We start from the raw sequence: 13,718 nt of genomic DNA, 5'->3' as shown, positions 1-13,718 counted from the left end.
AGCGCTGTGCTTATCAGGCATGCACGGGCGAAGGAAAAAAATGGGGCCATCCGGCCCCATTGTTGTTTTACAGCCTGACCGGCTCGATATACCAGATATGCTCGGCATACTCTTTGATCGTACGGTCGGAAGAGAAGTAGCCCATGTTGGCGATGTTGTGCATCGCTTTGGTGGACCACTCATCCGGCTCCTGGTACAGCTCATCAACCTTATCCTGGCAATCGACGTAGCTACGATAGTCAGCCAGCACCTGGTAATGGTCGCCAAAGTTGATCAGCGAATCCACCAGATCGCGGTAGCGACCCGGCTCGCCCGGACTGAATACACCGGTGGCGATTTGCGTCAGCACCTGACGCAGCTCGGCGTCCTGCTCGTAGTAGTCGCGCGGGCTATAGCCCTTGCGGCGCAGCGCCTCCACTTCTTCTGCGGTGTTGCCGAAAATAAAGAAGTTATCCGCGCCCACGTGCTCCTGCATTTCAACGTTCGCGCCATCCAGCGTACCGATAGTGAGCGCACCGTTAAGCGCAAACTTCATGTTACTGGTGCCGGAAGCTTCGGTCCCCGCCAGTGAGATCTGCTCGGAGAGATCCGCCGCAGGAATGATCATCTGCGCCAGGCTCACGCTGTAGTTGGGGATAAACACCACTTTGAGCTTATCGCCAATTTGCGGATCGTTGTTGATCACGTCCGCCACATCGTTGATCAGGTGAATGATGTGCTTCGCCATGTAGTAGGCCGAAGCCGCCTTCCCGGCGAAGATATTCACGCGCGGCACCCACTTCACGTCCGGATCGGCTTTGATGCGGTTATAGCGGGTGATGACGTGCAGCACGTTCATCAGCTGACGCTTGTACTCGTGAATACGCTTAATCTGCACGTCAAACAGCGCGTGCGGGTTGACCACCACGTTAAGATTCTGACCAATAAAGGCCGCAAGACGCTTTTTATTCTCCAGCTTGGCGCGCTGTACCGCCTGATTCACCTTCGGATAATCAATGTGCTGCTCCAGCTCGCTCAGCTGACTGAGGTCGGAGCGCCAGGTCTTGCCAATGTTGTCATCCAGCACCTCAGAGAGCGCCGGGTTCGCCAGCGCCAGCCAACGACGCGGCGTTACGCCGTTGGTGACGTTGATAAAGCGCATCGGGAAGATGTTGGCAAAGTCGGCAAACAGCGACTGCACCATCAGGTTAGAGTGCAGTTCAGAAACGCCGTTCACCTTCTTGCTCACCACCACTGCCAGCCACGCCATACGCACGCGGCGACCGTTGGACTCGTCAATAATGGAAGTGCGGCTCAGCAGGCCGGTATCGTTCGGATACTGCTCCTGTAATGTCTTCAGGAAGTAGTCGTTAATCTCGAAGATAATCTGCAGGTGACGCGGCAAGATTTTGCCCAGCATATCGACCGGCCAGGTTTCCAGCGCTTCGCTCATCAACGTGTGGTTGGTATAAGAGAAGACCTGGCAAGTCACGGTAAACGCTTCATCCCAGCTGAACTTATGCTCGTCAATCAGCAGGCGCATCAGCTCGGGAATGGACAGCACCGGGTGGGTGTCGTTCAGGTGAATAGCGATTTTGTCCGCCAGGTTGTCATAGGTTTTATGCAACATGTAGTGGCGGTTTAAAATATCCTGCACCGTCGCGGAAACCAGGAAGTACTCCTGACGCAGGCGCAGCTCGCGCCCGGAATAGGTGGAGTCATCCGGATACAGCACGCGGGATACGTTCTCAGAGTGGTTTTTATCTTCTACCGCAGCGAAGTAATCGCCCTGGTTAAATTTACCCAGGTTGATTTCGCTACTGGCCTGCGCATTCCACAGGCGCAGCGTGTTTGTGGCATCGGTGTCATAGCCAGGAATAATTTGATCGTAAGCAACCGCGAGGATCTCCTCGGTTTCCAGCCAGCGGCTGGTTTTGCCTTCCATCTGGACGCGGCCGCCGAAGCGCACCTTGTAGCGCGTGTTGTGGCGCGGGAATTCCCACGGGTTGCCATACTCCAGCCAGTAGTCCGGCGACTCTTTCTGGCGGCCGTCGACAATGTTCTGCTTGAACATGCCGTAGTCGTAGCGAATGCCGTAGCCACGGCCCGGCAGCGCCAGCGTCGCCAGCGAATCCAGGAAGCAGGCCGCCAGACGGCCTAAGCCGCCGTTGCCCAGCCCGGGGTCATTCTCTTCGTCAATCAACTCTTCGAGGTCCAGCCCCATCTCTTCCAGCGCGTTTTTTACGTCGTCATACAGACCCAACGACAACAGCGCATTGGAAAGGGTGCGGCCAATCAGAAACTCCATCGACAGGTAGTACACCTGCCGCGTTTCCTGGGAAAGCTGGGCGCGGTTAGAACGCAGCCAACGCTCGACCAGACGATCGCGAATGGCAAACAGCGTGGCGTTCAGCCACTCGTGTTTGTTGGCGATAGCGGGATCTTTCCCGATGATGAACATCAGCTTATAGGCAATAGAGTGCTTCAGTGCCTCAACGCTGAGGGTCGGTGATGCATACGTAAAGGGTGCATTCATAACTAAGATCCCCGTAGTTAAATCAGGCGTTGATAAAGCTCACGATAAGCGTGCGCAGCGACCTGCCAGCTAAAATCCATATTCATCGCCTGGCGCTGAACGTAGCGCCAGAGCGAAGGACGAGACCATAATACGAAGGCACGGCGGATAGCTCTGAGCAGCGACCAGGCGTTGCTGTCCTCAAAAACAAAACCGCTGGCGATACCGTCGGCCAGATTTTCCAGCGAACTGTCGGCAACGGTATCCGCCAGGCCGCCGGTGCGGCGAACCAGCGGCAGCGTGCCGTACTTCAGGCCGTAGAGCTGCGTTAAGCCACACGGCTCAAAGCGGCTCGGCACCAGGATGACGTCAGCGCCGCCGATAATGCGGTGCGAAAACGCTTCATGGTAGCCAATTTGTACCCCAACCTGCCCCGGATGCTCGGCGGCGGCGGCAAGGAAACCTTCCTGCAGCACCGGGTCACCTGCACCCAGCAGCGCCAACTGACCGCCCTGCTCCAGCAGGCCTGGCAGAGCTTCCAGCACCAGGTCCAGCCCTTTCTGGCTCGTCAGGCGGCTCACCACGGCAAACAATGGTGCGCTCTCGTCCACCTTCAGACCCATGGCGATTTGCAGCTGCCGTTTGTTCTCCGCCTTCTTCTCTAGCGTATCGCGAGAATAGCTCGCTGGCAGCAGCATGTCCTTTTCCGGACTCCAGACGTTATCATCCACGCCGTTGAGAATACCCGACAGACGGCCCTCTTTATGCCGCTGACGCAGCAGGCCTTCCATGCCGTAGGCATACTGCGGCTCGGTTATCTCACGCGCGTAGGTCGGGCTGACGGCGGTGATGTGATCCGCGTAGAACAACCCGGCCTTCAGGAATGAAATCTGCCCGTGGAACTCCAACCCGTGCATGTTGAAAAACTCGCCCGGCAGCTGAATTTCACTCATATGATGGGCATAAAACAGGCCCTGATACGCCAGGTTATGCACCGTAAATACCGACTTCGCCGGACGGCCGCGGGCCGCCAGATACGCCGGTACCAGGCCCGCATGCCAGTCATGGGCATGCACAACCTCCGGACGCCAGAACGGATCCAGCCCGCTGGCCATTTCACTGCCCACCCAACCCAGCAGCGCGAAACGCTTCACGTTATCGGCATAGGCGTTCATGTTGGTGTCGTGGTACGGGCTCCCTGGACGATCGTAGAGATGCGGCGCATCAATCAGGTAAATGCCAACGCCGTTATAATGGCCGAACAGCAGCGTCATGCGCCCGGCAAAAGTCTCGCGACGGGTAACGACTTTGGCATCGGTAATCCCACGGCGAATGTCCGGAAACGCAGGCAACAGCACGCGTGCGTCGGTCCCTTCTGCAATCTGTGCCGCCGGCAGCGCGCCGATAACATCCGCAAGGCCGCCCGTTTTTAATAACGGGAACATCTCAGAACAAACATGTAAAACCTGCATTATCGCTCCTGTTTGTACCCCAACTGCCGCAACATCTCGCGCGTAACCAGCACGATTCCCTCTTCTGAGCGGTGGAAACGACGCGCATCCTCTTCCGCATCCTCACCAATCACCATGCCTTCCGGAATCACACAGGCCCGGTCAATCACGCAGCGACGCAGACGCGAGGAACGCCCGACCCAGACGTCCGGCAATAAGACTGCCGAATCAATGTTACAGAACGAGTTCACGCGTACGCGGGGGAACAGCACCGATTGCACGACCACCGAGCCGGAAATAATACAGCCGCCGGACACCAGCGAGTTCAGGGTCATACCGTGGCTGCCGGAGCGGTCCTGAACGAACTTCGCCGGCGGTAGCGACTCCATGTGAGTACGGATAGGCCAGTGCTGGTCATACATATCCAGCTCAGGAGTGACCGACGCCAGGTCAAGGTTCGCCTTCCAGTACGCTTCCAGGGTACCCACGTCACGCCAGTACGGCTCGGCATCCGGGTCAGACTGCACGCAGGACAGTGGGAAAGGATGTGCATAAGCCGCGCCAGCTTTGGTGATTTTTGGAATTAAATCTTTGCCGAAATCGTGACTGGAGTTTTCGTCGCGGTCGTCCTGCTCCAGCAGCTCATAAAGGTAATCTGCATCAAAGACATAGATACCCATGCTCGCCAGAGACTTGCTCGGGTCGCTCGGCATCGCCGGCGGGTTAGCCGGTTTTTCCACGAAATCGATAATCTTATCGTTCGCATCGACCGCCATCACGCCGAACGCCGTTGCCTCTTCAATGGGCACCGGGATGCACGCAACGGTGCAGCGCGCGCCTTTTTCGACGTGGTCGATCAGCATGCGCGAGTAATCTTGTTTGTAGATGTGGTCACCGGCGAGGATCACCACATACTCCGCCTTGTAGCGGCGAATAATGTCGAGGTTCTGCGTGACCGCATCGGCGGTGCCGCGATACCAGTTTTCACCGTGCATCCGCTGCTGAGCCGGCAGCAGATCCACAAATTCGTTCATCTCTTTGCTGAAGAATGACCAGCCGCGCTGGATATGCTGCACCAGCGTATGGGACTGGTACTGCGTAATCACGCCGATACGACGGATCCCGGAGTTCAGACAGTTAGACAACGCAAAATCGATAATGCGGAATTTACCGCCAAAGTGGACGGCGGGTTTTGCCCGTTTATTGGTGAGATCCTTCAGCCGCGTGCCGCGTCCGCCCGCCAGAATCAGCGCGACGGATTTAATCGGTAACTGGCAAGCCAGCATTAAGGGATCGTTCTTTTCTAGCCTAACCATGATTAACTCCTTTTGATGCTCGTCCTTCCGGGTTATTAGGTTTCCTCGCCCGAGGGCGGGGTTCCGGGTAATTCAGAGACTATGACCTTTGAAATACGCAAACTCCGTGCGCGGGCCCATGCCAGACAGCCATGACCACCGGCTCCTCATTGCCGGTGAAAGGAGGAACAGCGCGCCATTCCCCCACGGGTAACTGCAAGTTTGCCGCGTCCTGCGTTGCATTAAGCGTAATCAGCCAACGATCGGAGAGCAGAATCTGCATCCGTCGCGCGCCGTGCTGCCATTCCTCGGCAGACAGCGGCTGTGCGTTCTGATTGAGCCACTGAACGTTGCCGTCTCCCTCCTGCCACCAGCGGTCGTCCGTTAAGGCCGGAATTTGCTGGCGCAGATGAATTAAGGCGGCGGTAAAGTCGGTCAGCGCATCATCCGCATTTTTCCAATCGAGCCAGGTCAACGAATTGTCCTGGCAGTAGGCATTATTATTACCTTGCTGACTGTGACCGTGTTCGTCACCGGCCAGCAACATTGGCGTTCCTTGCGATAACAGCAGCGTTGTCAACAGCGCCTGAACGCTCGTTCGCCGACGCGCCATGACGTCAAGGTTTGCTTCCAATCCTTCGATACCATGATTATTGCTATGGTTATTGCTTGTTCCGTCACGATTTTCTTCACCATTAGCGTCGTTATGCTTGTTATTGAAGCTAACGCAATCGCGCAGGGTGAACCCATCATGCGCAGTCACCAGATTGACGGCCGCGCGCGGGCGACGATCCTGATGCGCAAAGACGTCGCTCGACGCCGCGAAACGCTGGGCAAAATCCCCCAGCGATAACGACTCTTCAAGCCAGAATCGACGCATCGCATCGCGGAAGTGGTCGTTCCACTCGCTAAATGCCGGCGGGAAATTCCCCACCTGATAACCGCCTTCGCCGATATCCCACGGTTCGGCAATCAGCTTGACCGTAGACAGCACGGGATCGTCGTGGATAGCGTTAAACAACGGCGCATCCTGGCGATAGCCCGGCGTTCGGCCAATCACCGGGGCTAAATCAAAGCGAAAACCATCGACGTGGCAAACGTCTACCCAGAAGCGCAGACACTGGCGGGCGTACTCAACAACGCCCGGGTGGCTGAGGTTTAGCGTGTTGCCGCAGCCCGTCCAGTTTTGGTAATCGCCGTCTTCTCTCAACCAATAATAGCTGCGGTTATCAATCCCCCGCAGCGAGAAGGTCTGACAGTGAAGATCCAGCTCGGCGCTGTGGTTAAGCACCACATCGAGAATCACTTCGATGCCGGCCTTATGCAGCGCTTTTACCGCATCGCGAAATTCATCCAGCGCGCGCTCGGGCGCGCTGGCGTAACGCGGCGCCAGCGCAAACATCGCCAGCGGGTTATAGCCCCAGTAGTTGCTTAACCCCATACGCAGCAGGCGCTGCTCGTTAGCGAAATGCGCCACCGGCTGCAGCTCCAGCGCGGTGATGCCAAGCCGCTTGAAATAGGCAATCATCACCGGGTGGCCGAGCGCACGATAGGTGCCGCGAATCACTTCCGGTAAACCCGGATGACGCAGGGTCAGACCTTTCACATGCGCCTCGTAGATAACCGTTTTGCCCCACGCGGTGCGCGGGGCGACGTCATCCTGCCAGTCGTAGCTCAGATCGACGACCACCGACTTTGGCGCCACCGGGGCACTGTCGCGGGTATCCGGTGCATCGTAACCGTCGTGAAAGCGCGGATCGTCGACCGGGTCGCCCTCAACGCGATAACAGCACGGGTCAAGCAGCAGCTTCGCCGGATTAAACCGGTAACCCTGCTGCGGTTCCCACGGACCATGGACCCGATAGCCGTAGCGCAGCCCGGGGCGCGCATCGGGCAAATAGCCGTGCCAGATGTCGCCGCTGCGGGCGGGAAGGTCATAACGCGTCTCATTGCCCTGCGCATCAAACACGCACAGTTCCACCCGCTGCGCATGCGCCGAGAACAGCGTGAAGTTCACGCCGTTGTCATCGGCGTGCGCGCCTAACGGCGCGGGTTTGCCTACAGCGAGTGGCCCCATGCTTAATCTCCTTCCCGAACCAGCCAAATCGTCGACAGCGGCGGCAGCGTCAGACTCAGCGACTGCGCGCGGCCGTGGCTGGCAATCTCATCGCTATGGACCACGCCGCCGTTACCGGCGTTGCTGCCATGGTAATGGGCCGAGTCGGTGTTCAGCACTTCGCGCCAGCGGCCGGGCTGGTTGATGCCGAAGCGGTAATCGTGACGCGGCACCGGCGTAAAGTTGCTGGCGACAATCACTTCGTTGCCGGCTTTATCGCGGCGCACGAAGACGAACACCGAGCGGGCATGATCGTCCACCACCAGCCATTCAAATCCGTAGGGGTCGAAGTCCAGCTCGTGCATCGCTTTGTGGTGGCGATAGGTATGGTTGAGGTCGCGTACCAGACGCTGCACCCCGTTGTGCCAGTTATCCTCGCCTTCCAGCAGATGCCAGTCGAGGCTGCCGTCAAAGTTCCATTCCCGCCCTTGAGCGAACTCATCGCCCATAAACAGCAGCTTTTTACCCGGGAAGGCGAACATCCAGCCGTAATAGGCGCGCAGGTTGGCAAACTTCTGCCACGCGTCGCCTGGCATACGGTCAAGAATCGATTTTTTCCCGTGGACCACTTCGTCATGCGACAGCGGCAACACGAAGTTTTCCGTGTAGTTGTACAGCATGCCGAAGGTCATTTTGTCGTGGTGATACTGACGGTGCACCGGGTCGAGCTTCATGTAGTCGAGGGTGTCGTGCATCCAGCCGAGGTTCCACTTAAACCAGAAGCCCAGGCCGCCCATATCAGACGGACGCGAAACCCCGGCAAAGTCGGTTGACTCCTCCGCCATGCTGACGGCGCCCGGCACCTGCTCACCCAGCACGCGGTTGGTGCTGCGCAGAAACTCAATCGCTTCAAGATTTTCACGGCCGCCAAACTCGTTAGGGATCCACTCACCCTCTTTACGACTGTAGTCGCGATAAATCATGGACGCCACGGCGTCGACGCGAAGCGCATCAATACCAAAACGTTCAACCCAGTACAGCGCGTTGCCGGTCAGGAAATTGCTGACCTCGCGGCGGCCGTAGTTGTAGATCAGGGTATTCCAGTCCTGATGGTAGCCTTCACGCGGGTCGCTGTGCTCGTACAGGTTGGTGCCGTCGAACTCGGCTAAGGCAAAATCATCGGACGGGAAGTGGCCCGGCACCCAGTCAAGAATCACGTTCAGACCGGCGGCGTGCGCGGCGTTGATAAAGTAACGGAAGTCTTCGCGGGTGCCGAAGCGGCGGGTCGGCGCGTACAGCCCGGTCGGCTGATAGCCCCAGCTACCGTCGAAAGGGTGTTCATTAATCGGCAGCAGCTCCAGGTGGGTGAACCCCATCCATTTCGCGTAGGGCACCAGCTGCTCGGCCAGTTCGCGGTAGCTGAGCCAGTAGTTGTTATCGGTATGACGACGCCAGGAGCCCAGGTGCACTTCGTAGATAGAGATCGCCGCGTCGAACTGGTTCGCTTTTTTCCGCGCTTCGCTCTGCTCCACCTTTGGCGGCAGCCCGCAAATCAGCGAAGCCGTTTCCGGACGCATTTGCGCTTCGAAGGCGTACGGATCGGCCTTGATGCGCAGCGCGCCGCGAGCGTCGATCATCTCGAATTTATACAGCTGGCCGTTATGCGCGCCGGGGATAAACAGCTCCCAAATGCCCGTTTCCCGGCGCAGTCGCATCGGGTGACGACGGCCGTCCCAGTGGTTAAACTGCCCCACCACGGAAACGCGCTGAGCGTTAGGCGCCCAAACGGCAAAGCGTGTCCCGGTGACGCCGTCCATAGTATCCGCATGCGCACCCAGCTTTTCATACGGGCGCAAATGGGTTCCTTCGGACAGCAGCCATGCGTCCATCTCCTGGAGCAACGGGCCAAAGCTATAGGGATCGTCAATAAGGTTCTGTTGGCCATGCCAGACGACGGCCAACTGATAGCGAAACGCATTTTTACGGCGCGGCAGAATGCCGCTAAAGAAGCCACGTGAATCCACGCACTCCAGCTTGCCGACTTTACGGCCGGTTTTCGGTTCAATCACCCAAACATCAGTCGCGTCGGGCAACAGCGCCCGAACTTCCAATCCAGCTTCCGTTTTGTGCATTCCCAGAACGGAAAAAGGGTCTGCAAAATGGCCTGCAATCAGCGCATTAATCACGTCTCTATCAACACGATCGGACATGCTTCATCATCCTTTGTTTTGTCTCGCCTTAATCCAATTTTCATGGCGACATATGTGACCTGAACGGCACGGCACGAAGTTGTGTGCCTCTTTCAGCCCCGTCCAACCTTCAGTCAAGGTGACAGACCTTGATTAAAGCATAGTCAACGCTTTACCTGACTCCTGAGAGAAAAATAGACATCACTGCGTTTACTCCTTGTATTACGCAAAAAAAAGGGGTGGTTTGCCACCCCTCATCAATAACCAAATGTTTACGCCAGCTGGCGCAGCATACGGCGCAGCGGCTCTGCCGCGCCCCACAGGAGCTGGTCGCCAACGGTAAACGCTGACAAATATTCCGGCCCCATATTCAGTTTGCGCAGACGCCCAACCGGTGTGGTCAACGTACCGGTAACGGCGGCCGGGGTGAGTTCGCGCATCGTAATTTCACGATCGTTCGGCACGACTTTCGCCCACGGGTTATGCGCCGCCAGTAATTCCTCTACGGAACTAATGGAAATATCTTTTTTCAATTTCAGAGTGAATGCCTGGCTGTGGCAGCGTAGCGCGCCGACGCGCACGCAGAGGCCATCAACCGGGATGACGGAAGAGGTTGCAAGGATTTTGTTGGTCTCGGCCTGGCCTTTCCACTCTTCACGGCTCTGACCGTTGTCGAGCTGTTTGTCGATCCACGGGATCAGGCTGCCTGCAAGCGGTACGCCGAAGTTATCAACCGCCAGATCGCCGCTGCGGGTCAGGGTGGTGACTTTGCGTTCGATCTCGAGGATGGCGGAGGCCGGATCGGCCAGCTCGCTGGCAACATGGTGGTGCAGTTGGCCCATCTGGGTCAGCAGTTCGCGCATATGGCGCGCGCCGCCGCCTGACGCCGCCTGGTAAGTCGCCACGGAGGCCCACTCAACCAGATCGTTGGCAAACAGGCCGCCTAATGACATCAGCATCAGGCTGACGGTGCAGTTGCCGCCGACGAAGGTTTTAATACCGTTGTTCAGACCGTCGGTGATGACCTGCTGGTTCACCGGGTCGAGAATAATGATGGCGTCATCTTTCATGCGCAGCGAAGAAGCCGCGTCAATCCAGTAGCCCTGCCAGCCGCTTTCACGCAGCTTCGGATAGATTTCGTTGGTATAATCGCCGCCCTGGCAGGTGACAATAATGTCGAGCGCCTTCAGCGCTTCAAGATCGTAGGCGTCCTGAAGCTTACCACCGGTGGTACCGCCGAACGACGGCGCAGCTTGACCTAACTGAGAGGTGGAGAAGAAGACCGGGCGAATGGCGTCAAAGTCGCGCTCTTCAACCATGCGTTGCATGAGTACAGAGCCGACCATCCCGCGCCAGCCGATAAAACCAACATTTTTCATAACGTGTTTTCCTGCGAATATGTGCTGTTAATGCGTACCAGTTCCACTGGGCATCCCTTCACATTACAAAAAGCAGCTAAAGTCGCAAGTGAAATTAATCAATGATTGCAAAGCAATCAGAAATGCAACTTATTCCCCCTACCCTGGGGGCCACATCTCTCCGCGTTGAACTCCGCAACAAAGAGGATGTGTAGAGCAGAAATTCCACAACAATTATCAGGGAATTTGAGTCATGAGTGAAATCTTTTCCGCCGCCGTTTTATTGATCTTGATTATGGATCCATTGGGAAATTTACCCATTTTCATGTCGGTGCTAAAGCACACCGAACCCAAGCGCCGCAAGGCGATCATGATTCGTGAGCTTTTAATCGCACTTCTACTCATGCTGATTTTTCTCTTCGCGGGCGAGAAGATTCTGGCCTTTTTAAACCTGCGCGCCGAAACGGTTTCCATCTCCGGCGGCATCATTTTATTCCTGATTGCCATTAAGATGATTTTCCCCAGCGCGACCGGCAGTAGCTCAGGGCTGCCGGCGGGCGAAGAGCCGTTTATCGTGCCGCTCGCGATTCCGCTGGTTGCCGGGCCGACGCTGCTGGCCACGCTGATGCTGTTGTCGCATCAGTATCCGAATAACCTGTCACACCTAGTCATTGCGCTGCTGATTGCCTGGGGCGGTACGGTGGTGATTTTGCTGCAGTCGTCGCTGTTCCTGCGTCTGCTGGGGGAAAAAGGCGTGAACGCGCTTGAGCGCCTGATGGGGCTGATTCTGGTGATGATGGCGACCCAGATGTTCCTGGACGGCATTCGGATGTGGATGAAGGGATAAAACAATTTGGCCGGGCAAGTACCCGGCCAAATACCCTCTGTAGGCCGGATAAGGCGTTTACGCCGCCATCCGGCAATGTGCGCTGAGCTGCCTGATGGCGCTGCGCTTATCAGGCCGACAACTGGGGCATTAACTTAATAACGTAAACGCGATCATACCGATAATCGCCCCAACCGTACCGAGGATGGTTTCCATCATGGTCCAGGTTTTCAGCGTCTGGGCTTCAGTCGCGCCGGTAAATTTACCAAACAGCCAGAAGCCCGCATCATTGACGTGGCTCACCACGATAGAACCGCCGCCGATACAGATAGACAGTGCAGCCAGCTGCGCGCCATTGTAGTTCAGCTGTTCAATAACCGGCATCACCAGACCCACAGCCGTCAGACAGGCGACCGTTGCCGAACCCTGAATAATACGTACCGCAGCGGCCAGAATGAAGCAGGTCAGCGCAATCGGCAGGCCCATACCGGTGAGGGCTTCGCCCAGCGCCGGACCGACGCCAGAATCCACCAGCACCTGTTTGAACACGCCGCCCGCACCGATCACCAGCAGAATAATCCCCGCCGGCTGCAGCGCTGCGCCACAAATCGCCATCACTTTATCTTTCGCCATGCCCTGACGGAACGCCAGGCCATAAATCGCCACCAGGCAGGCAATCAGAATCGCGGTGAAAGGGTGACCAATAAATTCAAACCACTGATAGGTTTCTGACTCCACCGGCACAAAGCGCGCGGCGACGGTTTTCAGCCCCACCAGAACCAGCGGCAGCAGAATCAGCGCCAGGCTAAAGCCGAAGGACGGCATTTTGCCTTCGCCAAGATGCGGCTCGGTGATGTCATCAGGAATATTCAGCTCGACGTAGCGGCTGATAAAGTTGCCCCACAGCGGCCCGGCGATAATCATCCCAGGAATGGCTGCGCACAGGCCAATCAGAATCATCCAGCCAAAGTCGGCATGCATCTGAGATGCCAGCAGCATCGGCGCAGGCCCCGGCAGCAGGAACGCCGCAGCGGCGGCAACGCCCGCAAACAGCGGGATCACCAGTCTCACCAGGTTGGTCCCGGTGTGGCGCGCCATTGAGAAGGCGACGCTGATCAGCAGCACGATGGCCACTTCAAAGAACAGCGGCAGTGCGCAGATAAGGCCAGCAATACCGATCGCATAATGCGCACGGCTGTTGCCGAACGATTTCAGCATTTTGACGGCAATCTGATCGACCGCGCCGGTTTCGTGCAGCACTTTGCCGAACATCGCCCCCAGCGCAACAACGATAGCCAGGAAGCCCAGCGTACCGCCCATCCCTTTCTCCATGGTTTGCGCGATTTTAATCAGCGGCATACCGGAGAAAAGCCCGGCACCAATGGAAACCACCATCAAAGCCAGGAAGGCGTGCATACGCGCCTTCATGACTAAAAACAGCAGCAGCAAAACGGAGCCCACTGCGGTTAACACTAACGATAAAGTTGTCACGCTTTGCGGCCTTTGTTAATCACTTCAATCGTGCTGTCGATAACGCCGTCCAGCGGCTGATCGATATCAACCACCAGCACATCGCGTTCGTCAGCGCTCGGTTCCTGCAGCGTTTCAAACTGCGTCACCAGCATCTGCGTTTTGAAGAAGTGGCCTTTACGCGCCTTCAGGCGGCTCTCGATCAGGTCGAAATCCCCTTTCAGGTAAACGAAGGAGAGGTTCGGGTTACCTTCACGCAAAATATCGCGGTACGCTTTTTTCAGCGCGGAGCAGACAATCAGCGAAACCTTGTTGGTACGCTGCATGGCGAAGGCAGCATCGTTCAGCGCCTGCAGCCACGGTTTGCGGTCGTCGTCGTTCAGCGGCTCGCCGGAGGACATTTTGACGATATTGCTGCGCGGGTGCAGGAAATCGCCGTCCAGAAATGCGGCGTTCAGGCGATGCGCGACTTCGCTCGCAACGGCGGATTTGCCGCTGCCGGATACGCCCATCAGTACATAGACGTGGTGATCGTGGTTAGTCGTGCTCAAGGCGTCCTCCTGTTGGGCACTAGCAATG

General features: G+C 57.2%; 9 protein-coding genes. 1 reads left to right on the top strand and 8 read right to left on the bottom strand.

Annotation, left to right across the window (positions count from 1 at the left end):
- Positions 1-67 precede the first annotated feature (67 nt).
- From glgP to asd, 6 genes are all read right to left on the bottom strand, one after another.
- Positions 68-2,515, bottom strand: coding sequence for a glycogen phosphorylase (gene glgP, locus H7R76_RS01880; protein WP_182934580.1), 2,448 nt, complete (start codon positions 2,513-2,515; stop codon positions 68-70).
- Positions 2,516-2,532: 17 nt separating this feature from the next.
- On the bottom strand, positions 2,533-3,966 hold the full coding sequence (glgA, locus tag H7R76_RS01875) for a glycogen synthase GlgA (protein ID WP_106925105.1): 1,434 nt from the start codon (positions 3,964-3,966) through the stop codon (positions 2,533-2,535).
- On the bottom strand, positions 3,966-5,261 hold the full coding sequence (gene glgC / locus H7R76_RS01870; RefSeq protein WP_182966844.1) for a glucose-1-phosphate adenylyltransferase: 1,296 nt from the start codon (positions 5,259-5,261) through the stop codon (positions 3,966-3,968). The genes glgA and glgC overlap by 1 nt, the downstream gene beginning before the upstream one ends.
- Positions 5,262-5,340: 79 nt before the next feature.
- The gene (gene glgX, locus H7R76_RS01865; protein WP_182966842.1) at positions 5,341-7,317 is read right to left on the bottom strand and encodes a glycogen debranching protein GlgX; all 1,977 of its coding nucleotides are present in this window, start codon (positions 7,315-7,317) and stop codon (positions 5,341-5,343) included.
- A gap of 2 nt (positions 7,318-7,319) precedes the next feature.
- Positions 7,320-9,506 carry a 1,4-alpha-glucan branching enzyme gene (gene glgB, locus H7R76_RS01860; protein WP_106925102.1) on the bottom strand — a complete coding sequence of 729 codons (2,187 nt, stop codon included), beginning with the start codon at positions 9,504-9,506 and terminating at the stop codon, positions 7,320-7,322.
- 251 nt (positions 9,507-9,757) lie between these two features.
- Positions 9,758-10,864, bottom strand: a complete 1,107-nt coding sequence (asd, locus tag H7R76_RS01855) for an aspartate-semialdehyde dehydrogenase (protein WP_106925101.1) — start codon at positions 10,862-10,864, stop codon at positions 9,758-9,760.
- A gap of 232 nt (positions 10,865-11,096) precedes the next feature.
- On the opposite strand from asd, the gene H7R76_RS01850 reads away from it, so the two are divergent.
- Positions 11,097-11,690, top strand: coding sequence for a YhgN family NAAT transporter (locus H7R76_RS01850; RefSeq protein WP_106925100.1), 594 nt, complete (start codon positions 11,097-11,099; stop codon positions 11,688-11,690).
- Positions 11,691-11,819: 129 nt separating this feature from the next.
- Here the strand turns inward: H7R76_RS01850 and gntU are convergent, their stop codons facing one another.
- Both gntU and gntK read right to left on the bottom strand, forming a co-directional pair.
- Complete coding sequence (gene gntU / locus H7R76_RS01845; RefSeq protein WP_106925099.1) at positions 11,820-13,160, bottom strand: gluconate transporter; 1,341 nt, start codon at positions 13,158-13,160, stop codon at positions 11,820-11,822.
- On the bottom strand, positions 13,157-13,690 hold the full coding sequence (gene gntK, locus H7R76_RS01840) for a gluconokinase (RefSeq protein ID WP_106925098.1): 534 nt from the start codon (positions 13,688-13,690) through the stop codon (positions 13,157-13,159). The genes gntU and gntK overlap by 4 nt, the downstream gene beginning before the upstream one ends.
- Between the last annotated feature and the right edge of the window lie 28 nt (positions 13,691-13,718).

This window comes from Klebsiella sp. WP8-S18-ESBL-06 (assembly GCF_014169755.1).
Lineage (GTDB): Bacteria > Pseudomonadota > Gammaproteobacteria > Enterobacterales > Enterobacteriaceae > Kluyvera > Kluyvera ascorbata_B.
Note: the sequence above shows the minus strand (reverse complement) of the source record. Positions and strands in the feature narration are given on the sequence as shown.